Below are 22,698 nucleotides of genomic sequence, written 5' to 3'. Positions count from 1 at the left end.
AGGTTACCCACGTGTTACTCACCCGTCCGCCGCTAACATCCGGGAGCAAGCTCCCTTCTGTCCGCTCGACTTGCATGTATTAGGCACGCCGCCAGCGTTCGTCCTGAGCCAGGATCAAACTCTCCGAAAAAGTACAAAACCGAAGTTTTGTTTTTCGCCAGTTTGACTGACTACCTATGATGTTTCATAGGATTTTTTTATAAAAACTCGAATTAACAGGTACGTTTTGTCTTGTTTAGTTTTCAAAGATCATCTTCGCCGTTCTTAGCGGCTTTAATAATATAACATTTCGCTTCATCTTATGTCAACAACTTTTTTTAAGTTTATTTCCCGAAGCGTTTTGTGTTTGTCACTGTGTGTCAGCGACGATTAATAATATATCACGAAAATATTCTATCGGTCAACGCCTTTTCAAAACTTTTTTTGAAATAGTTTTATTGTGCATCTCAAATCCTTGTCCTGCATACAATCAAGTAACAATCTCGGACAAGGCAGGAGTGTTTGAATTGAGTCGATTATATGTGTTTCCTATTAAACGGCTGAAGCAAGCCGTCATTATTCTTGTAGCAGCCCTTGCAGCTGCAACCTTTTTTTATGTACAAAAGGCACCGCCGCTGTCGGTATTTAAAACAGAACACGGACCCCGAGCCATTTATAAAGGCGAGACTTCCTCAAAACATATCTCCCTTACTTTTAATATCGGCTGGGGAGATGAGAAGGCTGTTCCTATTTTAAATGTCCTTCGAGAGTACGATATAAAGAACGCTACTTTCTTTCTGTCTGCTTCTTGGGCTGAGCGTCATCCTGATATCGTCAAACAAATTAGAGAGGACGGTCACCAAATCGGCAGCCTTGGCTATGCTTATAAAAATTATAGCCAGCTTGAAGATAGTGAAATCAAGCAAGATCTTGTCCGGGCACAAAATTCATTTCAAAAGCTTGGACTAGATGACATTCAACTATTAAGACCGCCAACTGGGCAATTTAACGAAAAAGCATTGAAAATTGCCACACAGTACGGTTATACCGTTGTCCATTACAGCGTCAACTCACAAGATTGGCTGAATCCGGGCGTCGATCAGATTGTTCAGAATGTAAATGATCGAATGAAAAGCGGAGATATTGTTCTCCTACATGCCTCAGATTCAGCAACCCAAACCGCTCAAGCCTTACCAGCTATTTTGAAACAAATCAAAGAAAAGAATTTAAAAAATGTGACGGTTGGCGAACTGATCTCCAATACCAAAACAAGGTCATCGGAAGTTAAGTAGCTTTCGCCTTTGAAAACCGCGGCATAGCTAACAACTGAAACGCATTACAGCCTAATAGCGGAAATAGCATTAAATACAGCCAGTCCTCTTCGTTGACTCTGAGCGCCGGGAACCATTCTAGCGACGTGATGACAACCATGAGAAACATTGCGGAAACAAAAGTTTTCTTAGAGGACTGCTGCTGTTTAAAGTAAGCCACGATCAATGCGAACACACCGATAAAGACAGGCAGCCATAGGTATGGAAGAAATGATTCATTCTCCCCGAAAAACAAAAATCGCAAGTAAGCTAAATCAAACAGCACAAAGATCACCAGAAACAGCTGAATGGTATTCCATAGAGAATGTGATCGGAATATCTCTAACGCAAACCGGTGCACCGTTAAAAAGACAACAAACCCCATCTGACTAATGACACTAAAAATCATCCCCACACCAATGAACCAAAACAACACAGATGCGATTTCTAGTATTTCAAACGATATAAAAAGCTTCTGATATTTCCCCCACTCCAGCGCAAAGCCTACCACGCTTGTAATGACCGCTCCAACAGCTAGCACAGAGAAGAAAAAACGAACTAAATCCCGACTTTTCATTGAATTGATCCAACCCCTATTTTTGTTATGTATAAATTTACGTGAAACATTCATATTAAAAGTAAGACATGTAACGAAAGGAGCCACAGTATGTCAAAAGGCATCTTGCGTATAATGAGCTGTTTTCTCCTTTTATCTCTAACAGCTTGTGCTCCCAAAACCCAATCCTCATCTAATATGGACTATGACGAAACAAAGAAAATGGTCGTCGATATATTGAAGACAGATGACGGTAAAAAGGCCATTCAACAGTTATTAAATGACGAGGCAATGAATGAAGCTTTGGTAATGGATGAACAAACTGTGAAAAAAACGATAGAGAAAACACTGACTTCTGATAAAGGCAAAGAGTTCTGGAAGAAGGTCTTTGAGGATTCTAAATTTGCCGAGACTTTCGCTAAATCCATGCAGCAACAGCATGAAAAGATGTTAAAACAGTTAATGAAGGACCCTGACTATCAGCAATTGATGATGGATATTCTCAAGGATCCCGAAATGGAAAAGAAATACGGTGAACTGGTGAAAAGCAAAGAGTTCAGAAAGCACTTAGAAAAAGTTATTACAGAAACATTAAGCAGTCCTCTTTATAAGAAGAAATTCGAAGATGAGCTTAAAAAAGCAGCATCTGAAAGCAGTGATTCCGGATCAAAAGGCAGCGAAGAAAGCGGCAGTTAAACATCACCCGAGGGGACATTCATCCACTCGGGCTTTCATTATGCTTTTACTGCTAATTGTTCAATAACTTTATTCGCAATGTGTTGATACACTTCTCCCGTCGGATGACTCGCATCATAGACAGATGGAGCAAAATCATCTTCATTCCAATCAGGCTGCCTTAGAGGAATTTGACCAAGGACCGATACTCGCAGCTCTTCCGCCAGCTTATCCCCGCCTCCTTTTCCAAAGACATATTCTTTCTCACCTGTTTTTTTGCTTTCATAATAGCTCATATTCTCAACGACACCCAGCACCTCGTGATCTGTTTGCAGTGCCATTGCGCCTGCTCTAGCAGCAACGAAGGCAGCTGTAGGATGCGGTGTTGTGACAATGATTTCTTTACAGCTTGGAAGCATTGTATGAATATCAAGCGCCACATCTCCCGTTCCAGGCGGAAGGTCTAATAGTAAGTAATCTAATTCTCCCCACTGGACTTCGTGGAAGAAGTTATTCAGCATTTTACCAAGCATCGGTCCTCTCCAAATGACCGGTGCATTTTCTTCAACAAAAAAGCCCATTGAAATCACTTTGACACCAAAGCGTTCCACAGGAATAATTTTTTCCCCTTTAACAGTTGGTCTGACGGTGATTCCCATCATATCCGGTACACTAAAGCCATAAATATCTGCATCAATCAGTCCGACTTTTTTCCCTAGACGAGCCAGTGCTACAGCAAGGTTAACAGACACGGTGGATTTACCAACGCCGCCCTTTCCACTCGCAATCGCAAGGAACTCAGGCGGATTTTTAGAGTTGAGCAGGTTTTCTTCCTCATCTTGCGAAGGCATAAACCTTTCAAGTGTTTCCTGAGGGAGCTCTTCAAAACGAAGTCCTACTGTGTTAGCACCCTCTGCTTTCAAGGCTTGTACGATGTCTTGCTGAAGCTTCATCTGCTCAGCAGTGCCCGTTTTGGCAATAGCCACCTTTAAGCTCACATGTTCTTTCTCAGGCTTTAGGCTGATTTCCTTGATGGCATCCAGCTCACCAAGCGGTATATGAAGGAAAGGTTCGTCCATCTTCCCAACTAGTTTTCTCACATCATCTTGTCCGATCATAGCAGAACCTCACCCTTTATTGAATTCGTTTACAATCCAAGTATATCATACATATCCTTACAATGTCTGTCCTGTTTGCCTGCGTACAAAAGGAAAAAGCCCCTTATTCAGGCGGCTCTTTTTGCTCTGTCAAATATCTTAAAATGCCTTTATAAATGGAGGCAGCAATTTGATCTTGATATTTAGGTGTTGCCAGCTGACTGGCCTCTTTCGGATTGGAGAGAAATCCAATTTCCACAAGAGCTCCTGGCTTCGTCACGTTTTGCATTAAATAAATGCCATTGATCCGCTTCGCCTTTCGATCTGTGTTTTCAAGATTATTGCGTAATTCATCTTGTATGAACTTCGCTGCCTTTTCATTCTCTTCATATTTCCCGTAAAAAAACGTCTGTGCGCCGCTCCATTTGTTCGATGGGATCGCATTTAAATGAATACTTAAATAGAGATCGGCTTCAGACTCATTGATGGCTTTTACACGGTTTCTTAGATCCTCCGCTTTCTTTCGGGCATATCCCTTTGTATTCTTTGATGATAAATCAGAATCATCCTCGCGGGTCATAAGAACAAGGGCACCCTGCTCCTGTAAATAGTCACGTATCTTCATGGATACATCCAGTGCAATCTCTTTTTCAAGCAACTCTCCTCCTACAGCCCCGCCATCTGGACCGCCATGACCCGGATCTAAATAGATGATTTTGCCGCTCAAAGGCAAGTTCCACGATTTCCACGAATCATCATTTAGAAACTGAAACCTGAATAAGAATAAGAGGACAATAAACCCGATTAAAAACCCTGTCCATTTCAGCTTTCTTTTCATCCCTGTCCCTCCCATACACCATTATTTTATAGATATGGGACAAGGGCTGGAAATATGCTTAGTGCAGCCGAAGCTTATGCCTTTTTTCTGATTCTCGAAAGCCTTCCTGCCACCACATGCTTAAAAAATCCTTCGCAAATGGATACAGACACGACATCTTCCTCTCCATTCGGAACATATTCCCCCACGATTGCAAACATCCTGCTAGCTCCTCAACCAGCTCATCTTCCTCCTGGGAGGACCGCTTCTTGATATGGTCGAACGATTCGCCGTATTTACTCGACTCACCGTATCTCCCGCCAGCTAAAAAAGCTTCAATGGCGAAATCGATACAGCCATCACTCATAATCCCAGCTGGATCATCTGCAAATGGGAACAGCTTCTTCGTGAATTTCTCGGAAGCAACCGTGACCTGTTGAAGAGACAATGTACGCAACAGCTTCTTTTCAAGCGTGACATCTCGTTTTGTTTTCAATTGATAAAATGAAAGAATTTCTGCCATGGACTGAACTCCTTTTTTCTTTGTATTGTTCGTTGGTTTGAACAAAACATGCAGTTCAGTAAATGGAAATCAATGATCTATCGGAATGGAAAATTGTGATAAAATAAACACTTATATAGAAAGAAAGGAATAGAAGACATATCCTTAAAACAGCTTTCCAAGCATCTCGGTGACAACTCAGCCATTCGTGACATCTTATCAGAGCTTCCTGGAGGCATGATTCGAGAATTTGAAATCGTTGATGGGAAATCATTAGACGTCACGTACGGAGTAAAAGAAAATGCCGGATACACAGAAGAACAATTTCACGCCTTCTGGTTTGATCAAAAGGACACGATCGAGAAAACGTATTTATACAACGCAATTGCACTTTTTATCCTTGTCGATAACGTAGAGCAAGTGACACTTAACATGAGCTCTAAAGACGAGCCGTCCGTCACGTTTAAAAGACAACTGCTAGAAAAGAAGCTGCCTCACTCTTTTAAAGAGCACAAAGATGATGCAGTTCTTTGGCAAAAGGAGATTGTAGATGGAGTTGTGAAGTCAAAAGAGAAACGCCAAGAAGTATACAAAACGTTTCCCATGCAGTAATAATAAAACAGAGGGGTGTTACCCTCTGTTTTTTTTGATAATTATGTAGTCAAATCCTGCACCAATCGTTGTCGAAAGTTTTGATCCACTGCTGCAGTAAGCATAAATTCATTGAATACTTCCCCAACCCAGTGAGAATGATTCGCTTTCGTATCATTGATAAATAGAGAAATGGATATGGATGATGTATCCGTTTTTCGATATAAAGAACCTGTGAAAACAAACAATGTTGCTCCGCCTTTATACCAAAGGTATTGATCTGTTTCCGTCTTGAATGTTTCTCCCAGCACAATTTGGCTAAAAAGACGCTTTTCTTCTGTTGTTAACAGCTCATCCTGTAGACGTTTCATAAAATGTGCATATTGATTAGTTGTAGACTTTGTCATTTTTTGCGTCAGTAATGATTGAATCCGCAAGCTTAACAAGTCTTTTTTCATCAATTTTTCTTCTAACGCTTTTTTATGCTCTGGGTCATTTTTCATGATATTGAAAATCTCAATCATCAGAGATTTGTATTGTTCATCAGTCACATCGCTCATTTGCTTGAATGCATCCCGCTCATGATCAGATATATAGGCTGGCCACAACAGCTTGGGTGTCAGTGGCATGACTTCATCATGTTCTGTAAGACCTTCTTGTTTCATCTGATCATTGATCTTATCTAAGTCGAGCAAGTCTATCAAATAATCAGTACAAGCATTCGAACTGAATTGCATCATCCCTTTGGCAACATCTAATAAAGTTGCATGCTCAGAAAAATCGTTGACCTCCAGCCAGTATGTATGAGCACCACCGTCTGTTCTATCAATATAAAACCGCTCTATATCAGACAATGCCACTTTTTCATCTAGCTTGATGCCGCCACTGGAGACAGATTTGACAAAATGAAATAAAACCATTAATTTCACCGTACTTGCAAGTGGTGTTTTTTGATCACCATTCCAATCTAACACCACGTCATCATTTTCAATGATTGTCACTGATACGTCCTTTTTGTTTTTTGCGACAAATGTCAAAAGATCTTCCTTCGTTTTCTTCATATCTCTTTTATACAGCAAGATTTGAACCATTACGTAAAGTATGACCACACCAATAACAACGAGACCGATTTTGAGTAACATGTTTCTCCTTTCCAAATAACAGAGGATTTACATATTCAATATAACAAATATTTCAAATAAAGGCGCAAAAAAGCAGAGGTTCGTGAATCCCTCCACTTCTTGATGTTCTTATTGATGGGGCAGATGCAGTTTCATCCCATTATGCGTAGCTTCAAACCCTAATTTTTCGTAAAAACGGTGTGCATCTGGTCTCTGTTTGTCTGTTGTTAGCTGAATCATATGACAGCCGCGGTCGCTTGCGTGTTGAATAGCCCTTTTTATCAACATCGTGCCAATTCCTTTTCCTTTATGAGTCGAGGCTGTACGAACTCCTTCTATTGAAGCTCTCCATCCTCCTTGATGTGTAAGAAAAGGCGTCATGGTCAATTGGAGAACACCTACAGCTTCTTCCTGATCACACGCAACCATGAGTTCAATATTTGGATCAGCATCTATTGAGTGAAAGGCTTTGATATAGCTTTCTAACAATGGTTGCGTGTAACGCTCTCTTTTTTGACCTAACATATCATCCGCGAGCATGAAGACGATTTTATCGAGATCATCCAGCTTGGCTTCTCTGAACGTCAGTTGACTGAACCCCATTGAACACACCTCCTATGAAATGAAGTGGAACTTATTGACCAAAATACCATTGATGCGCGTTCTTATATAAGATGTGGTCAGCTGCTTTTTCCTCAAATAGCTGTTGAATCAACTCAACATCACCGTATTCAAATGGACGCTTTGCTCTTGTCGATGGAAGGTCTGTACCAAACATCAATGCATCAGGATTCGTTTGATAAATGGACGTCAACGCATGTTCCACGTTTAAATCAACGCGTCCAAAACCTGTTGCTTTCACTCGAACCCCTTTATCAACCAGCTTGAGCAAATGCGGCAAACCTTCTTCCGATAAGCCTAAATGATCAATTGAAACGGCCGGCAGCTTTTCAAGTGTTGATGAGATGTCAGGGAGATGCTTAGCGTCTATGTAAATCTCACTATGCCATCCCGCCAGCTCATACACCCTTTTCGCAAAATAATCGAGCTTCGAAATATTCTCCGAACCACCCCGCTTCACGTTAAAACGTAAAGCTTTTACCCCGTGTTGATCCAAATGAACAATCTCATCATCAGTTGCTGTAAAAGGTAATTGAGTCACACCGCAAAAAGACGGCCCCATTTCATCCAGCGCCTTCAACAAATAGCCTTGGTCAAAGCCTTGAAATGACCCTGACACGATTGCTCCACCTAAAATCCCAAAATCAGCCGTCTCTCTCCTATAATCATTCACCACATAACTAGGCGGTGTATACCCTTGGTTTTCTTGAATGGGAAAATTAAAATCAATGATATGAAAATGTGCATCAAAGATCCTCATGCGCGCGCCCCTCTTCTGCTTATTTGATCTGATTATATCAATAGCGAAAGCCAACAGATATTTGGAATGACGAATCACTTCATATCATGAAAACTTATCAAGTTTTCCATTCCTCTCGTAAGATGGCATAGTAAAATTCATCCCACCACTCATTTCCTTGAGGTATACACTTTTTAAAATACCCTTCTCTTCTCATCCCCATTTTCTCCATCACTCTCCACGATGGCACATTTTCAGGCTGACAAGTGGCAATGATTCGATGTAAATTCATTGTGTGAAAGCCATAATGTAGTACAGCATAAGCCGCTTCTGATGCATAGCCTTTGTTTTGATATGCAGGATTGAAGACCCACCCAATTTCATATGTGTGCTCACCAAAGTACGGATGAAACGCGATATGCCCAATGCATGTATGATCTTCTTTTAATAGGACAGCGACATACTTAGCATTTTCATGACGATTATTTTTGATAAATTCCTTCGCATCTTCTTTAGAAAATACATCTTCCGGAATATACTTCATCACTGCCGGATCAGATGTATATGCATAAACATCCTGCCAATCATCATCAGTAAATGGTCGAATGAGACACCTTTCTGTCGTTAGATTCATAGGACAACCTCCATAAATAATCTTCTTTTAAACAGAAAACTTTCTATACTCATATTTTATACGTATCCAAAAGGAAGTGACCAGTCATTATTTATTAAATAAAAAGCACAAAAAAAAGCACCAGCAGGATGCTGATGCTTTTAATATATGGTTTGTCTGTAACAAACCTTTGTAAAACGTCCATACAATATAAAATTGATTAACGTTTTGAGAACTGAGGAGCTCTACGTGCGCCTTTAAGACCGTATTTCTTACGCTCTTTCATACGAGGGTCACGAGTAAGAAGTCCAGCACGTTTAAGTGATGTACGGTACTCAGGATCTACTTCTAGAAGAGCACGAGAGATACCGTGACGAATTGCTCCAGCTTGACCAGAGAATCCACCACCGTGAACAGTTACAAGAACATCGTAGCTGTTAGCTGTTTCTGTGATGTTCAAAGGCTGTTTCACGTCTTCGATTAAAGCAGCGAATGGAATGTATTCAGTAATTTCACGATTATTAACGACGATACGGCCTTCACCTGGAACTAAGCGAACGCGCGCTACAGAACTTTTACGACGACCTGTACCGTAATATTGAACCTGTGCCAAATTGTTAACCTCCCTTATAATTAACCGCGAAGTTCGTAAACTTCAGGTTGTTGTGCTTGATGTGGATGCTCAGAACCACGGTACACATTTAATTTTTTGAACATTTGACGGCCTAATGGACCCTTTGGAAGCATACCTTTGATAGCAAGCTCCAACATTTTTTCAGGGTAGTTTGTACGCATCTCAAGAGCAGTTCTTTGTTTCAAACCACCTGGGTGCATTGTGTGACGGTAGTAAATTTTGTCCGTCAATTTCTTACCTGTTAATTCGATTTTCTCAGCATTGATGATGATGACGTGATCACCTGTATCAACGTGTGGTGTATAAGTTGGTTTGTGCTTACCGCGCAAAAGTGATGCTACTTCAGTAGAAAGACGACCTAGAGTCTTGCCTGCCGCATCAACAACTAGCCATTTGCGCTCAATTGTGCTTGCGTTCGCCATTGGTGTTGTACGCATGAGTTTCCCTCCTAAATAAATCAATGATTTTTCCTTGAATCAAATGCTACGTTCTATTTCAAAACACAAGATAAGTCTTCCGGGGCTTATTTGTGGGGTTGAAATACATACCATATGATATCTTATAACTTTCTGCTTCCTGTGTCAAGAACATGTTACACCTGGTTTAGTTGTCATAGAAAACTTCCCATAAATACAGTCCGTGACTAGGCGCAGTCTTGCCTGCCGCTTCGCGATTTCGGGCGGCAAGCATGGCTTTTATCTCATCAGGGTGAAATTTACCAGATCCGATTTCAAGTAACGTTCCAGCGATAATTCGCACCATGTTGTATAAAAAGCCATTTCCTCTCACACGCATTTCAAGCCCGTCTGAGACGTTTTTCCACTCGAGGGTGTAAATCTCCCTTACCTTGTCCTGAACCTCTGTATTGGCCGCACAAAAGCTTGTGAAGTCGTGTGTGCCAATGAGGTGTCCAGTAGCTTCTCTCATTTTGTCTGCATCCAGCCGGTAAGGAAAGTGGCAGGCATACTGTCTCGTGAACACATTTTGGTGCGTTTCCGTTGAGACCTTATAACGGTACTCCTTCGAAACGACACTAAAACGTGCATGAAACGACTCATCCACTTCCTCAGCCTTTAGAACCCGGATATCATCCGGCAGGAGACTGTTGAGGGCAAAAGGCCATCTCTCCATCGGGATCGAGAGCGGGGTATCAAAATGGATGACCTGCCCTTTCGCATGCACACCGCTGTCCGTCCGGCCAGAAGCCACAATCGGAATCAGTTCATCCTGTTTATGCATTCTTGCAAGAGCCGACTCGATCTCCGTCTGAACAGTTCGCTGCCCAGGCTGCACCTGATAGCCTTTAAAATGTGTCCCATCGTAGGATACGGTACATTTGACCTTCATCTAGGAATCACCTAATTTCTTAGAAGCACAAGGAGTGCTGTTAACAGGATGAATAGGAGCAGTGTGAACGTGTCTTTCATGCCCCAGACAAGCTGACGGTATTTCGTCCGCCCTTCTCCACCGCGGTAGCCTCTCGCTTCCATTGCTGTCGCCAGTTCTTCTGCACGCTTAAACGCACTGACGAAAAGCGGGACAAGCAAAGGAACGATGGCTTTCATGCGATCTTTAAGAGGGCCGCTTGTAAAATCAACGCCTCTTGCCATTTGCGCCTTCATGATTTTGTCCGTCTCTTCTAGTAAAGTTGGAATAAACCGAAGAGAGATGGACATCATGAGAGCAAGCTCGTGAACAGGCAGTTTGATTTTACGGAATGGGTGAAGCAGCTTTTCCATGCCGTCTGTCACTTCTATAGGCGTTGTGGTTAACGTCAGAAGTGTCGTCATCATGATGAGATAGACAAAACGGAGTGAAATGAAAATCCCCTGCTTTAGACCTTCTTCATAAATATTTAAAAAACCAAAGTGAAATAGCAAGGCGCCATCCTTTGTCATGAAGATATGCAGAATGAAGGTAAACAGGACAATCCATAGGATCGGCTTCATTCCCTTGAGAATAAAGTATAGCGGCACCTGAGAAACCATCACCACAAGGAGGGTAAAGACACCTAAAAGCCCGTAAGTGATGTAATTATTAGCAAAAAAGACAATAAAGACAAAAAAGAAAATTGATAACAGCTTTGTCCTTGGATCAAGACGATGGACAAAGGATGAACCTGGCACATATTTGCCGATAATCATACTATCCATCATGATGTCGTGTCCTCCTGATAAAGAGCTGTTAAGGCTTCTGCCATTTCATCCATGGTCAGAAGCGGCCTTGGAAACGTAATACCCAGCTTTTCTTCTACAGTCTGCTGGAATTTAATCGTTTCTGGGAGGTCGAGACCAAACGAAGACATGTCTGTACGATTGGCAAACAATTCTCTCGGCGTACCTGTCGCCTTTACCGTTCCTTTATGCATCACAATCATTTGATCCGCATAATGAGCGGCGTCCTCCATACTGTGTGTAACCAGAATCGTGGTAAGGTTTGCCTTTTGATGAAGCTCATAGAACATGTCCATGATTTCCTTCCGTCCGCGTGGATCTAACCCTGCAGTCGGCTCATCCAGCACAAGCACTTCTGGCTCCATCGCTAGAACACCTGCAATCGCCACACGTCTCATTTGACCGCCGCTTAGTTCAAAGGGAGATCGAGATAATAGGGATTCAGGAAGACCGACTAGCTTCAGCATTTCCTTCGCCTTTGCTTCTGCCTTTTCCTGAGGAACACCGAAATTCATCGGACCAAAGCAGATATCCTTAAGGATCGTTTCTTCAAAGAGCTGATGCTCAGGAAACTGAAACACGATGCCTACTTTTTTCCGGAGGGACTTTAAATCCTTCTGCTTTTTATTGGCTTGTAAGACGGTATCTCCAAGCGCAATGCTCCCCTTCGTTGGTTTGAGCAAGCCATTTAAATGCTGCAGCAATGTAGACTTGCCAGAGCCCGTATGACCAATGACAGCGACATAGCTACCCTCTTGGATGGAAGCATTGACATCATACAAAGCGAGACGCTCAAACGGCGTTTTCATTTGATAACGATGCTCTAATTCTTTGATCGTAATGTCCATAGCTCTTTCACCAATCCTTCTTGTGTCAAATGGGCATTTGCAAGCGGTACACCTTGCTGCTTCAATTGTTTGCTCAACCGATAGGAGAATGGCAGATCAAGTCCAATCTGAACCAGCTGTTCGTCTAGTTCAAATACTTCCTCTGGGGTTCCCTCGGCAAATTTTTTCCCGCCATTCATGACAATGACCCGGTCTGCCTTGGCGGCCTCGTCTAAATCATGTGTGATGGAAATGACTGTGACCGTTCCTTGTTCCTTCAGTAGTCTAACAGTCTCTAACACTTCTTCACGGCCAATCGGATCAAGCATCGATGTTGCTTCATCTAAGATCATGATGTCAGGGCTTGCGGCAAGTACACCTGCAATGGCGACTCTCTGCTTTTGCCCGCCTGATAGATGGTGCGGCTCTTGATCAAGAAACTCCTGCATATTGACCTGTTTGACAGCCCAATCTACACGTTCTATCATCAATTCCCGCTCAATCCCGTTATTTTCTAAACCAAAAGCCACATCATCACGAACCGTTGAGCCAACGAATTGGTTATCTGGGTTTTGAAAGACCATTCCGACCTTTTTGCGAATATCCCAGACACTCTCTTCTTTCAGCTCAATCTCTCCAACCTTGACCGTTCCAGCATCCGGTAAAATGAGCCCATTCAGTACACGGGCAAGTGTGGATTTACCTGAACCGTTATGACCAACAATGGCGAGCCATTCATTTTGATCCACATGCAATGACACTTGATCTAAAGCGGGCTTGTCCGCATCCTTGTGATAACGAAATACAATGTCCTTTACGTCAACTAATGTCTTCCCCATCTCTACCGGACCTCCTCTCAGCTCAACCTCTTCTTTGCTTATTGTTAAAAAGCCGTAGTATCTAAAAAAGGGCATAGATCCAGTTATGAACTGTCCCGCCCTTTCTTAGATACACGCTATGTGATTAAACTAATTCAATGACAGCCATTGGTGCGCCATCGCCGCGACGAGGTCCAAGCTTCATGATACGAGTGTATCCACCTTGGCGATCTTCGTAGCGAGTTGCAACGTCAGCGAATAATTTTTGAAGTGCATCTTGGTTTGTTTCAGCGTTAGCTACTTCATTACGAATGTAAGCTGCAGCTTGACGGCGAGCATGAAGATCTCCGCGTTTGCCAAGAGTGATCATTTTTTCAACTACAGAGCGAAGTTCTTTCGCACGTGTTTCAGTTGTTTCGATGCGTTCGTTGATGATCAAATCAGTCGTTAGGTCACGAAGCATTGCTTTACGTTGTGCACTAGTGCGTCCTAGCTTTCTGTATGCCATGTGATGTCCCCTCCTTAGTTAGAGAATGCTGTATGAATAAAAAACACACGAAAATCCTAGTTCACAATGAAACTAGTCAATCGTCTTTACGAAGACCCAGTCCAAGTTCTTCTAGTTTCGCTTTCACTTCTTCAAGAGATTTACGTCCAAGGTTACGAACTTTCATCATATCCTCTTCTGTCTTGTTAGCAAGCTCTTGAACAGTGTTAATACCCGCACGCTTCAAACAGTTGTAAGAACGAACAGAAAGATCAAGCTCTTCAATTGTCATTTCAAGCACTTTTTCTTTTTGGTCTTCTTCTTTCTCAACCATGATTTCAGCATGCTGAGCTTCGTCAGTTAACCCAACGAAAATATTCAGGTGTTCAGTTAAAATCTTAGAACCTAGAGCGATCGCTTCTTTCGGTCCTGTGCTTCCATCAGTCCATACATCTAGTGTTAATTTATCATAGTTTGTGATTTGCCCGACACGGGTGTTCTCCACTTGATAAGTCACACGAGATACAGGTGTATAGATTGAGTCGATCGGAATCACACCGATTGGCTGATCGTCTCTTTTGTTTGCATCAGCAGGATTATACCCGCGACCTCTTTGTGCAGTTAAGCGAACACGGAAGCTCGCATTCTTGCCAAGAGTTGCGATGTGAAGATCTGGATTTAAGATTTCAATATCGCTGTCGTGTGTAATATCAGCAGCTGTTACAGTACCTTCATCTTGTACATCAATTTCAAGCGTCTTCTCTTCTTCAGAGTAGATTTTGAGTGCAAGCTTTTTAATGTTTAAGATAATCGTTGTAACATCTTCAACCACGCCTTCGATCGTTGAGAATTCGTGTAAGACACCATCTATCTGGATCGATGTTACAGCTGCACCAGGAAGTGAGGATAAAAGGATACGACGAAGGGAGTTCCCTAAAGTGGTACCATATCCACGCTCAAGTGGCTCTACGACAAACTTGCCATACTTGGCATCGTCGCTGATTTCAACCGTTTCGATTTTTGGTTTTTCAATTTCGATCATCTAATAAAACCCTCCTTCAAAACGTCGAAACCTCGAATAGAATCATATGAGATTCCATCCGAAATTCCTCATTGTTTAGTCCCGTATGTGCTCAGGCAACGAGTCGTGTATTCGTCTCATAAATAACTGTATCATAACCCATTATTGACAGGGACACAAAATCTATACAAACAAATTACACGCGGCGACGTTTTGGTGGACGGCATCCGTTATGAGGAACTGGAGTTACGTCTCTGATTGCAGTAACTTCAAGACCTGCAGCTTGAAGCGCACGAATTGCAGCTTCACGACCAGAACCAGGACCTTTAACAGTTACTTCAAGTGTTTTAAGACCATGTTCGATAGAACCTTTAGCCGCAGTTTCAGCAGCCATTTGTGCAGCGAAAGGAGTAGATTTACGAGAACCTCTGAATCCTAATGCACCAGCACTTGACCAAGAAATTGCGTTTCCATGAACATCAGTAATCGTTACAATCGTGTTGTTGAAAGTGGAACGGATATGAGCGATTCCAGCTTCAATATTCTTTTTCACGCGACGTTTACGCGTATTTTGTTTACGAGCAGCAGCCATTCTTTAACTACCTCCTTTACTTATTTTTTCTTGTTAGCTACAGTACGACGCGGACCTTTACGAGTACGCGCGTTGTTTTTTGTGTTTTGTCCACGAACAGGAAGTCCTCTACGATGACGGATTCCGCGGTAGCTTCCGATTTCAATTAGACGCTTAATGTTAAGTGAAACTTCACGACGAAGGTCACCTTCTACTTTAAGTTTGTCAATGATATCACGGATTTTACCAAGTTCGTCTTCAGTTAGATCGCGAACGCGAGTGTCTTCAGAAACACCTGCTTCTTTAAGGACTTGTTGCGCAGTCGTACGACCAATTCCAAAAACATATGTTAAAGAAATGACAACACGTTTATCACGTGGAATATCTACACCAGCAATACGAGCCATGATTTGGGCACCTCCTTGTTATTAGCCTTGTTTTTGTTTATGTTTTGGGTTTTCACAGATCACCATTACTTTTCCTTTTCTGCGAATCACTTTACATTTTTCACAGATAGGTTTAACAGATGGTCTCACTTTCATGTGTTTCCAACCTCCTTCTTCCGGAGTTGCTTTATTTGTAACGGTACGTAATTCTACCACGAGTTAAGTCATATGGAGATAATTCTACCGTAACTTTGTCTCCAGGTAAAATGCGAATGAAGTGCATACGGATTTTTCCTGATACATGAGCCAAAACTGTATGACCATTCTCTAGTTCAACTTTGAACATTGCATTTGGCAAAGTTTCTGCTACAGTACCTTCCACTTCAATTACATCGTCTTTCGCCATTCAAGTGTTCTCCCTTCTTCAAATCAGTAACTTGCTCTCTGACAAATGTCCAAATGAGATCATCTCAATTGTCCATCTATCACCCGACCTGTTTTGAATATACTGTTCTGAACTTCCGGAGATACGCAACCATAAAAGGTTATATGATTGATATTTTTTCTTAGGAGAATGAAATTTACGCTTTTCTCCGTCTGCGATTAGTACATGGCAGCCACCGAACATGCCGATGACACCTGTATACTGATCTTGTTCTTTCCTTTGGACTATACAGACAACCTGCCCGATTTGGGCCTGAAAGGCTTCAGTGAAGACCTAAATCTTAGTCAGTATATCAAAACCTGTATCTGTAATCGCAATCGTATGCTCAAAGTGAGCACACTTTTTCCCATCAACCGTTACAACCGTCCAGTTATCAGCCAATGTTTTCACATATCGGCTGCCTGCGTTCACCATCGGTTCGATGGCCAACACCATTCCAGGTTTTAGCCGCGGGCCTTTGTTGGGCGGACCATAATGAGGAATTTGAGGGTCCTCATGAAGATCCTGTCCGACCCCATGTCCAACATATTCTCTAACAACTGAGAAATTCTCGTTTTCTACATACGTTTGTATGGCATGGGAAATGTTCGACAGACGTTCGCCTGGCTTTGCTTCCTGTAAGCCTTTATATAGAGATTCCTCTGTGACTTCCAGTAGTCTGCGGTCTTCATCACTGATTACCCCAACTGGATAAGTCCAAGCAGAGTCACCATGATAGCCATTTAACTTTGCGCCAATATCGATACTAATGATGTCGCCATCACGTAAAACCCGTTTACCAGGAATACCGTGAACGAGTTCTTCATTCACCGAAACGCAAATGCTCCCGCGAAAACCATTATACCCTTTAAAAGATGGGATTGCACCCTGCTTTGTAATAAAACGTTCGGCAATTTGATCCAATTCTTTTGTCGAAATACCTGGTTTTATGTGTTTCTTCAGCTCTTCATGAGTCAGTGCGACAATGCGTCCAGCTTCTCTCATAATCTCAAGCTCGCGAGGAGTTTTACAGATAATCATTTATTTAATCCCCCAAGCAGGTTCTTGATATCTGCATATACATCGTTAATGTGCTTCGCACCATCAATGTTTGCAAGATATCCTTTTTCTGAATAGAAGTTCAGTAAAGGTTCAGTCTGCTTTAAGTTTACTTCAAGTCTAGTCGAAACGGTTTCTGCATTATCATCTGCACGTTGATAAAGCTCGCCTCCACACTTATCGCAAACATTTTCTTTCGCAGGTGGATTGAATACTAAATGATATGTCGCTCCGCAATTTTTGCAAATTCTTCGGCCAGTCAGACGCTCCATCAAAGCATCTTTATCGACTTTAATATTAATGACATAATCAATCGTTCTGCCAAGGTCCTTTAGAATTTCTTCTAAAGCTTCAGCCTGAGCGACTGTTCGCGGAAATCCGTCCAGAAGAAAACCTTGTTCACAATCATTTTTGCCAAGTCTTTCTCTAACAATACCGATTGTGACCTCATCAGGAACAAGCTCTCCTTTATCGATAAAGGATTTTGCTTCGAGCCCAAGTTGTGTCTCCTCTTTCATAGCAGCGCGGAACATATCTCCTGTTGAGATATGAGGGATCCCATAATCATCAACAATTCGTTCTGCCTGAGTGCCTTTACCGGCACCCGGAAGCCCCATTAAGACTAAGTTCATTTCGGATTTCCCCTTCCTTACTTAGAGAGGTTGGGCAGAAGCCCAGCCCTCTGTTTTATTTCATAAATCCACGGTAGTTTCGTTTCACTAATTGGCTTTCAAGCTGTTTCATTGTTTCAAGTGCAACACCTACAACAATGAGAAGACTTGTGCCGCCAATTTGTGCAGCGGAAGGTAATCCAGCGAATTGAATGAAAAAGATAGGAAGTATTGAAATCACGGCTAAGAAAATGGCGCCCACAAACGTGAGTCGGTACAAAATGCTCGTAATTCTATCTTGAGTCATTTTCCCTGGACGAACTCCCGGGATATAGCCACCCTGCTTTTGCAGATTTTCAGCCATTTGTTCAGGATTCACTTGGACAAAGGCATAAAAATATGTGAAAGCAACAATCAGTGCTACATAAATCGTCATACCGATTGGCTTAGTATAGTCAAAGTTGTTGGTTATCCAAGTTGTCACATTATTGGTTCCGAAGAACGATGCAACCGTCTGCGGAGTAATAATGAAAGAAACGGCAAAGATGACTGGAATCACCCCTGCTGGATTCACTTTCAATGGAAGGTGCGTTGCTTGACTAGCAGACATTTGTGCACGGCCAGTTCCTTTTGAATATTGAATCGCAATCTTTCTCACTGCCATTTGAATGTAAATAACACCGATAACAATGACAAGGATAGCAATAACAATAAGGGCAATTTTCAGGATTTGCATGAACAGCTGTCCATCTCCACCCACAAATTGCTGAGCGTACACTTGTTTTAATGTTTGAGGGATACCTGCGATGATACCGGCAAAGATAATAATCGAAATACCGTTACCAACACCGTGAGCAGTAATCTGCTCTCCCAGCCACATTAAAAATGCTGTTCCCGCAGTGAGTACGACCGCAATTAAGAGGTACGTTGAAACACCTGGGTTTTCAATCAGCATGCCTCCTGCCATATTGTTGAATCCATATGACATTCCTAACGCCTGGATAAAACCTAGAACAATTGTAAAATACCTTGTGAATTGTGCTAATTTTCGGCGGCCAACCTCTCCTTGCTTTGACCACTCAGTGAACTTCGGAACAACATCCATCTGCAAGAGCTGAATGATGATCGAAGCAGTGATATACGGCATAATCCCCATTGCAAGAATGGAGAATTGGAAAAGTGCCCCGCCCCCAAACGTGTTGAGGATCCCGAAAACACTCATTTGATCCTGTGCCTGGAGAACTTCGGCGTTCACATTAGGCACAGGGATGAAAGCACCTATACGAAAGACGATTAACATTAAAAGAGTGAATATAATCTTATTCCGTATATCTTTCACGCGCATAAAATTGGAGATTGTCTTAAACAAGTTAGATCACCTCGGCTGTACCGCCAGCAGCTTCAATAGCTTCTTTCGCAGAAGCAGAGAATTTATTGGCTTTTACAGTTAATTTTTTTTCTAATTTACCGTTGCCAAGAATTTTTACTCCTGCTTTTAACTTGCTTATTGCACCAGTCTCTAGAAGAAGTTCAGGAGTTACTTCCGTTCCTTCGTCAAAACTGTTTAATCTGTCTAAGTTGATAACCGCGTAATCTTTACGGTTGATGTTTGTAAAACCACGTTTTGGAAGACGTTGGAATAAAGGCATTTGACCACCTTCGAAACCAGGGCGTACACCGCCGCCAGAACGAGCGTTTTGACCTTTATGACCTTTACCAGAAGTTTTACCGTTACCTGATCCAATACCACGACCAACACGGTTGCGTACTTTACGTGAACCTTCTGAAGGCTTCAATTCATGAAGTTTCATTTGGGCACCTCCTTATCGATTAAAAATGTTTTATTGTTCTTTAACAGAAACTAAATGAGACACCTTGTTAATCATGCCGCGGATCGCTGCATTGTCTTCATGTACGACTGTTTGGTTTGTTTTCTTAAGACCAAGAGTACGAACAGTGACACGCTGATCTTCTGGGCGACCGATTACACTGCGTTTGAGGGTAATTTCTAATTTATTTGCCATTAATGTTCCCTCCTTATCCTAACAGGTCTTCTACAGATTTTCCACGAAGCTTCGCAACGTCTTCAGCACGTTTAAGTTCACTTAAACCCTGAAGTGTTGCGCGGATCATGTTGATCGGTGTATTAGAACCTAGAGATTTAGAAAGGATATCAGCTAGACCAGCAAGCTCAAGAACCGCACGCACTGGGCCTCCAGCGATAACTCCTGTACCTTCTGAAGCAGGCTTCAATAGAACGTTTCCTGCACCGAATCGACCGATGATTTCATGTGGAATTGTAGTTCCAACCATTGGTACTTCAATTAAATTCTTTTTCGCATCTTCAACAGCTTTGCGGATCGCTTCTGGTACTTCTTGTGCTTTACCAGTACCGAAACCTACATGACCGTTTTTGTCACCGACAACAACTAAAGCTGCAAAACGGAAACGACGTCCACCTTTAACAACTTTCGCTACGCGGTTAACCGTAACTAAGCGTTCTTCTAACTCTAATTTGCTTTGGTCAATACGACTCATTCGGATGTGTCCCTCCTTCTTTTATTAAAATTTAAGTCCAGCCTCACGAGCAGCTTCAGCTAGAGCTTTTACACGTCCATGATATAAGTATCCTCCGCGGTCAAATACCACGTTAGAGATTCCTTTTTCAACAGAACGTTTTGCAACAAGTTCGCCAACTTTAGTAGCAGCTGCAGCGTCAGAACTATTCTCGATCTTTAACTCTTTATCAAGAGTAGAAGCACTTACAAGTGTTACACCGTTAACATCATCAATTACTTGAGCGTAGATGTTCTTGTTAGAACGGAAAACGTTAAGGCGAGGTCTTTCAGCAGTACCTGAAAGTTTCGCACGAACACGAGCGTGTCTTTTAAGACGAGTAGCGTTTTTGCTAGTTTTCGTAATCATCCGAGTCACTCCTTTCTTCACATTAAGCGATCTTACTTACCAGTTTTTCCTTCTTTACGGCGAACGAATTCACCTTCGTAACGAATTCCTTTACCTTTGTAAGGCTCTGGAGAACGGACAGCGCGGATGTTAGAAGCTAGAGCTCCCACACGCTCTTTATCGATACCTTTAATGACTACTTTCGTTTGAGATGGAACTTCGACTTCAACTCCAGCCTCAGGAACGATTTCAACTGGATGAGAGTATCCAACGTTAAGAACAAGTTTGTTTCCAGATTTAGCTGCACGGTAACCGACACCGATAAGTTCTAAACCTCTTTCGAAACCTTTAGATACACCTTCAACCATGTTTGCAATTAAGCTACGTGTTGTACCATGTAAAGCACGGTGTTCTTTATGATCAGACGGACGGCTTACAGTTAAGACGCTGTCCTCAATTTTAATTTCCATATCAGGGTGAAATGTACGAGTTAGTTCACCTTTTGGTCCCTTTACTGTCACTGTGTTATCGTTGTTTGTCACAGTAACTCCTGAAGGGATCTCGATTAGTTTTTTACCTATACGAGACATACCAAGCACCTCCATTCATCTTAAACTTTTTTTACCATACGTAAGCAAGTACTTCTCCACCAGCTTGTTTAGCACGGGCTTCTTTGTCCGATAAAACACCTTGTGATGTAGAAATAATTGCGATTCCAAGTCCGTTAAGTACACGTGGTACTTCATTTGATTTCGCATATACACGTAAACCAGGTTTACTGATTCTTTTTAGACCAGTGATAACACGCTCGTTGTTTTGGCCATATTTAAGGAACATACGGATAATTCCTTGTTTGCTGTCTTCAACATATTCAACGTCACGGATAAAACCTTCACGCTTTAAGATTTCAGCAATTTCTCTTTTGATTTTTGAAGCCGGTACTTCTAGCTTCTCATGACGTACCATGTTCGCATTGCGAATACGAGTCAGCAAATCTGCAATCGGATCTGTCATAACCATTATTTAATAACCTCCTTCCCATTTATGGGGATTACCAGCTGGCTTTTTTAACGCCAGGAATTTGTCCTTTATATGCAAGTTCGCGGAAACAAATACGGCAAAGTTTAAACTTGCGAATTACTGAATGTGGACGTCCACAACGTTCGCAGCGCGTATACTCTTGAACTTTAAACTTTTGTTTGCGTTGTTGTTTCGCAATCATAGACTTTTTAGCCACGATTTCGCCTCCCTTTCATTGATTATTTCTGGAACGGCATACCTACTTGAGTTAATAACTCACGTGCTTCTTCGTCCGTATTGGCAGTCGTAACGATAACGATATCCATACCGCGGACTTTTGTTACTTTATCGTAATCAATTTCTGGGAAGATTAACTGTTCTTTAATACCAAGCGTGTAGTTTCCACGACCGTCGAAAGATTTCTTAGAAATCCCGCGGAAGTCACGTACACGTGGTAAAGATACAGAAATAAGTTTATCAAGGAAATCGTACATGCGCTCTCCGCGAAGTGTTACTTTCGCACCGATTGGCATTCCTTCACGTAGACGGAATCCAGCAATAGACTTCTTCGCACGAGTAACGACAGGTTTTTGACCAGCGATAAACGTTAATTCTTCAACAGCAGTATCGATTGCTTTAGCGTTTTGAACAGCGTCACCAACACCCATGTTGATCACGATTTTTTCGATTTTTGGCACTTGCATTACTGATTTGTATTCAAACTTAGAAACTAATGCAGGTGTAATTTCTTTTACATACTTTTCTTTAAGGCGGTTCATGAGAAAGACCTCCCTTCCTTATTTACTATTTATCTAGAACTTGCCCAGATTTTTTCGCTACACGGACTTTCTTTCCGTCCTCAACTTTATACCCAACACGTGTCACTTCACCCGTTTTAGGATCAAGCGGCATTACGTTTGATACGTGGATCGGCGCTTCTTGTTCAGAAATTCCGCCCTGAGGGTTAGCTTGGGTTGGTTTAGAGTGTTTTTTCACAAGGTTAATACCTTCTACTAAAACACGGTCATTCTTAGGGAAAGCAGCAAGGATGACTCCTTGTTTACCTTTATCTTTACCAGAGATAACCACTACTTTATCGCCCTTTTTAACATGCATTTAATCGCACCTCCTTGAGTCGCGG

35 protein-coding genes, 1 rRNA gene and 1 pseudogene are annotated in these 22,698 nt (G+C 42.1%); 3 read left to right on the top strand and 34 right to left on the bottom strand.

Going from position 1 to position 22,698, the window contains the following annotated elements:
• Positions 1-130 (bottom strand): 16S ribosomal RNA (locus C6Y06_RS19160); the annotation flags it as partial.
• Positions 131-506: 376 nt separating this feature from the next.
• Here C6Y06_RS19160 and pdaB point away from each other — a divergent pair.
• Positions 507-1,271 carry a polysaccharide deacetylase family sporulation protein PdaB gene (pdaB, locus tag C6Y06_RS19155; protein WP_066031429.1) on the top strand — a complete coding sequence of 255 codons (765 nt, stop codon included), beginning with the start codon at positions 507-509 and terminating at the stop codon, positions 1,269-1,271.
• Here the strand turns inward: pdaB and kbaA are convergent.
• A complete protein-coding gene (gene kbaA, locus C6Y06_RS19150) occupies positions 1,264-1,866 on the bottom strand; it encodes a KinB-signaling pathway activation protein (protein ID WP_003217204.1) in 603 nt (200 codons plus the stop codon). The two genes, pdaB and kbaA, sit on opposite strands and share 8 nt — an antisense overlap.
• A 90-nt stretch (positions 1,867-1,956) precedes the next feature.
• Here kbaA and gerD point away from each other — a divergent pair, with 90 nt between their 5' ends.
• Complete coding sequence (gene gerD, locus C6Y06_RS19145; protein ID WP_003217144.1) at positions 1,957-2,541, top strand: spore germination lipoprotein GerD; 585 nt, start codon at positions 1,957-1,959, stop codon at positions 2,539-2,541.
• Positions 2,542-2,579: 38 nt separating this feature from the next.
• On the opposite strand, the gene C6Y06_RS19140 is transcribed toward gerD, so the two are convergent.
• The 3 genes from C6Y06_RS19140 to C6Y06_RS19130 form a co-directional block, all read right to left on the bottom strand.
• A complete protein-coding gene (locus tag C6Y06_RS19140) occupies positions 2,580-3,638 on the bottom strand; it encodes an Mrp/NBP35 family ATP-binding protein (protein ID WP_106037500.1) in 1,059 nt (352 codons plus the stop codon).
• Positions 3,639-3,741: 103 nt separating this feature from the next.
• Complete coding sequence (cwlD, locus tag C6Y06_RS19135) at positions 3,742-4,455, bottom strand: N-acetylmuramoyl-L-alanine amidase CwlD (protein ID WP_066031431.1); 714 nt, start codon at positions 4,453-4,455, stop codon at positions 3,742-3,744.
• A 58-nt stretch (positions 4,456-4,513) separates the two neighbouring features.
• A complete protein-coding gene (locus C6Y06_RS19130; protein ID WP_106037499.1) occupies positions 4,514-4,957 on the bottom strand; it encodes a YbaK family protein in 444 nt (147 codons plus the stop codon).
• Positions 4,958-5,086: 129 nt separating this feature from the next.
• Here C6Y06_RS19130 and C6Y06_RS19125 point away from each other — a divergent pair, with 129 nt between their 5' ends.
• Entirely contained in the window at positions 5,087-5,548 is a 462-nt protein-coding gene (locus tag C6Y06_RS19125; RefSeq protein ID WP_106037498.1) for a DUF4825 domain-containing protein, read from the top strand.
• Between the two features lie 41 nt (positions 5,549-5,589).
• Here C6Y06_RS19125 and C6Y06_RS19120 read toward each other — a convergent pair whose 3' ends face one another.
• The 29 genes and pseudogenes from C6Y06_RS19120 to rplX form a co-directional block, all read right to left on the bottom strand.
• Positions 5,590-6,669 carry a serine hydrolase gene (locus tag C6Y06_RS19120; protein WP_223251493.1) on the bottom strand — a complete coding sequence of 360 codons (1,080 nt, stop codon included), beginning with the start codon at positions 6,667-6,669 and terminating at the stop codon, positions 5,590-5,592.
• Between the two features lie 108 nt (positions 6,670-6,777).
• The gene (locus tag C6Y06_RS19115) at positions 6,778-7,251 is read right to left on the bottom strand and encodes a GNAT family N-acetyltransferase (protein WP_106037497.1); all 474 of its coding nucleotides are present in this window, start codon (positions 7,249-7,251) and stop codon (positions 6,778-6,780) included.
• Between the two features lie 31 nt (positions 7,252-7,282).
• A complete protein-coding gene (locus C6Y06_RS19110; RefSeq protein WP_106037496.1) occupies positions 7,283-8,029 on the bottom strand; it encodes an amidohydrolase family protein in 747 nt (248 codons plus the stop codon).
• Positions 8,030-8,126: 97 nt separating this feature from the next.
• Entirely contained in the window at positions 8,127-8,642 is a 516-nt protein-coding gene (locus tag C6Y06_RS19105; RefSeq protein WP_106031901.1) for a GNAT family N-acetyltransferase, read from the bottom strand.
• A 199-nt stretch (positions 8,643-8,841) separates the two neighbouring features.
• Entirely contained in the window at positions 8,842-9,234 is a 393-nt protein-coding gene (gene rpsI, locus C6Y06_RS19100; RefSeq protein WP_003217273.1) for a 30S ribosomal protein S9, read from the bottom strand.
• Positions 9,235-9,254: 20 nt separating this feature from the next.
• Positions 9,255-9,692: a 50S ribosomal protein L13 gene (rplM, locus tag C6Y06_RS19095; protein WP_003217042.1), complete on the bottom strand. Its 438-nt coding sequence runs from the start codon at positions 9,690-9,692 to the stop codon at positions 9,255-9,257.
• A gap of 166 nt (positions 9,693-9,858) precedes the next feature.
• Positions 9,859-10,602, bottom strand: a complete 744-nt coding sequence (truA, locus tag C6Y06_RS19090) for a tRNA pseudouridine(38-40) synthase TruA (protein WP_066031437.1) — start codon at positions 10,600-10,602, stop codon at positions 9,859-9,861.
• An 11-nt stretch (positions 10,603-10,613) separates the two neighbouring features.
• Positions 10,614-11,411, bottom strand: a complete 798-nt coding sequence (locus C6Y06_RS19085; RefSeq protein WP_044139647.1) for an energy-coupling factor transporter transmembrane component T family protein — start codon at positions 11,409-11,411, stop codon at positions 10,614-10,616.
• Positions 11,408-12,277 (bottom strand): energy-coupling factor ABC transporter ATP-binding protein, encoded by an 870-nt coding sequence (locus C6Y06_RS19080; protein ID WP_044139648.1) that lies wholly within the window; start codon positions 12,275-12,277, stop codon positions 11,408-11,410. The genes C6Y06_RS19085 and C6Y06_RS19080 overlap by 4 nt, the downstream gene beginning before the upstream one ends.
• Positions 12,253-13,095 (bottom strand): energy-coupling factor ABC transporter ATP-binding protein, encoded by an 843-nt coding sequence (locus C6Y06_RS19075; RefSeq protein WP_106037495.1) that lies wholly within the window; start codon positions 13,093-13,095, stop codon positions 12,253-12,255. Before C6Y06_RS19075 ends, C6Y06_RS19080 begins: the two co-directional genes overlap by 25 nt.
• A gap of 124 nt (positions 13,096-13,219) precedes the next feature.
• Positions 13,220-13,582, bottom strand: coding sequence for a 50S ribosomal protein L17 (gene rplQ, locus C6Y06_RS19070; protein ID WP_003216944.1), 363 nt, complete (start codon positions 13,580-13,582; stop codon positions 13,220-13,222).
• A 76-nt stretch (positions 13,583-13,658) separates the two neighbouring features.
• Positions 13,659-14,603, bottom strand: a complete 945-nt coding sequence (locus C6Y06_RS19065; protein ID WP_003217009.1) for a DNA-directed RNA polymerase subunit alpha — start codon at positions 14,601-14,603, stop codon at positions 13,659-13,661.
• Positions 14,604-14,778: 175 nt separating this feature from the next.
• The gene (gene rpsK, locus C6Y06_RS19060) at positions 14,779-15,174 is read right to left on the bottom strand and encodes a 30S ribosomal protein S11 (RefSeq protein ID WP_003217231.1); all 396 of its coding nucleotides are present in this window, start codon (positions 15,172-15,174) and stop codon (positions 14,779-14,781) included.
• 20 nt (positions 15,175-15,194) lie between these two features.
• Entirely contained in the window at positions 15,195-15,560 is a 366-nt protein-coding gene (gene rpsM, locus C6Y06_RS19055; protein ID WP_003217023.1) for a 30S ribosomal protein S13, read from the bottom strand.
• 21 nt (positions 15,561-15,581) lie between these two features.
• Positions 15,582-15,695: a 50S ribosomal protein L36 gene (gene rpmJ, locus C6Y06_RS19050; RefSeq protein ID WP_003156543.1), complete on the bottom strand. Its 114-nt coding sequence runs from the start codon at positions 15,693-15,695 to the stop codon at positions 15,582-15,584.
• Between the two features lie 31 nt (positions 15,696-15,726).
• The gene (gene infA, locus C6Y06_RS19045) at positions 15,727-15,945 is read right to left on the bottom strand and encodes a translation initiation factor IF-1 (RefSeq protein ID WP_003217190.1); all 219 of its coding nucleotides are present in this window, start codon (positions 15,943-15,945) and stop codon (positions 15,727-15,729) included.
• Positions 15,923-16,230, bottom strand: a pseudogene (locus tag C6Y06_RS20415) (KOW domain-containing RNA-binding protein). Before C6Y06_RS20415 ends, infA begins: the two are co-directional and overlap by 23 nt.
• A gap of 27 nt (positions 16,231-16,257) precedes the next feature.
• Complete coding sequence (gene map, locus C6Y06_RS19035; protein ID WP_060595380.1) at positions 16,258-17,004, bottom strand: type I methionyl aminopeptidase; 747 nt, start codon at positions 17,002-17,004, stop codon at positions 16,258-16,260.
• Positions 17,001-17,654: an adenylate kinase gene (locus tag C6Y06_RS19030; protein WP_034665602.1), complete on the bottom strand. Its 654-nt coding sequence runs from the start codon at positions 17,652-17,654 to the stop codon at positions 17,001-17,003. Before C6Y06_RS19030 ends, map begins: the two co-directional genes overlap by 4 nt.
• Before the next feature lie 55 nt (positions 17,655-17,709).
• Positions 17,710-19,002, bottom strand: a complete 1,293-nt coding sequence (gene secY, locus C6Y06_RS19025; protein ID WP_012008710.1) for a preprotein translocase subunit SecY — start codon at positions 19,000-19,002, stop codon at positions 17,710-17,712.
• Position 19,003: 1 nt separating this feature from the next.
• Positions 19,004-19,444, bottom strand: coding sequence for a 50S ribosomal protein L15 (rplO, locus tag C6Y06_RS19020; RefSeq protein WP_003216888.1), 441 nt, complete (start codon positions 19,442-19,444; stop codon positions 19,004-19,006).
• 30 nt (positions 19,445-19,474) lie between these two features.
• On the bottom strand, positions 19,475-19,657 hold the full coding sequence (rpmD, locus tag C6Y06_RS19015; RefSeq protein WP_003217067.1) for a 50S ribosomal protein L30: 183 nt from the start codon (positions 19,655-19,657) through the stop codon (positions 19,475-19,477).
• A gap of 13 nt (positions 19,658-19,670) precedes the next feature.
• Positions 19,671-20,171 carry a 30S ribosomal protein S5 gene (gene rpsE, locus C6Y06_RS19010; RefSeq protein ID WP_003217179.1) on the bottom strand — a complete coding sequence of 167 codons (501 nt, stop codon included), beginning with the start codon at positions 20,169-20,171 and terminating at the stop codon, positions 19,671-19,673.
• A 24-nt stretch (positions 20,172-20,195) separates the two neighbouring features.
• Positions 20,196-20,558 carry a 50S ribosomal protein L18 gene (gene rplR, locus C6Y06_RS19005; RefSeq protein ID WP_106037494.1) on the bottom strand — a complete coding sequence of 121 codons (363 nt, stop codon included), beginning with the start codon at positions 20,556-20,558 and terminating at the stop codon, positions 20,196-20,198.
• Between the two features lie 32 nt (positions 20,559-20,590).
• On the bottom strand, positions 20,591-21,127 hold the full coding sequence (gene rplF / locus C6Y06_RS19000) for a 50S ribosomal protein L6 (protein ID WP_003217186.1): 537 nt from the start codon (positions 21,125-21,127) through the stop codon (positions 20,591-20,593).
• Between the two features lie 31 nt (positions 21,128-21,158).
• Positions 21,159-21,557 carry a 30S ribosomal protein S8 gene (gene rpsH, locus C6Y06_RS18995; protein WP_003217040.1) on the bottom strand — a complete coding sequence of 133 codons (399 nt, stop codon included), beginning with the start codon at positions 21,555-21,557 and terminating at the stop codon, positions 21,159-21,161.
• A 31-nt stretch (positions 21,558-21,588) separates the two neighbouring features.
• Complete coding sequence (rpsN, locus tag C6Y06_RS18990) at positions 21,589-21,774, bottom strand: 30S ribosomal protein S14 (protein ID WP_008356542.1); 186 nt, start codon at positions 21,772-21,774, stop codon at positions 21,589-21,591.
• A gap of 22 nt (positions 21,775-21,796) precedes the next feature.
• Positions 21,797-22,336, bottom strand: coding sequence for a 50S ribosomal protein L5 (gene rplE, locus C6Y06_RS18985; protein WP_003217159.1), 540 nt, complete (start codon positions 22,334-22,336; stop codon positions 21,797-21,799).
• 25 nt (positions 22,337-22,361) lie between these two features.
• Positions 22,362-22,673, bottom strand: a complete 312-nt coding sequence (rplX, locus tag C6Y06_RS18980) for a 50S ribosomal protein L24 (protein WP_003217151.1) — start codon at positions 22,671-22,673, stop codon at positions 22,362-22,364.
• Positions 22,674-22,698 lie beyond the last annotated feature (25 nt).

This window comes from Bacillus sp. MZGC1, assembly GCF_002998605.1.
Lineage (GTDB): Bacteria > Bacillota > Bacilli > Bacillales > Bacillaceae > Bacillus.
Note: the sequence above shows the minus strand (reverse complement) of the source record. Positions and strands in the feature narration are given on the sequence as shown.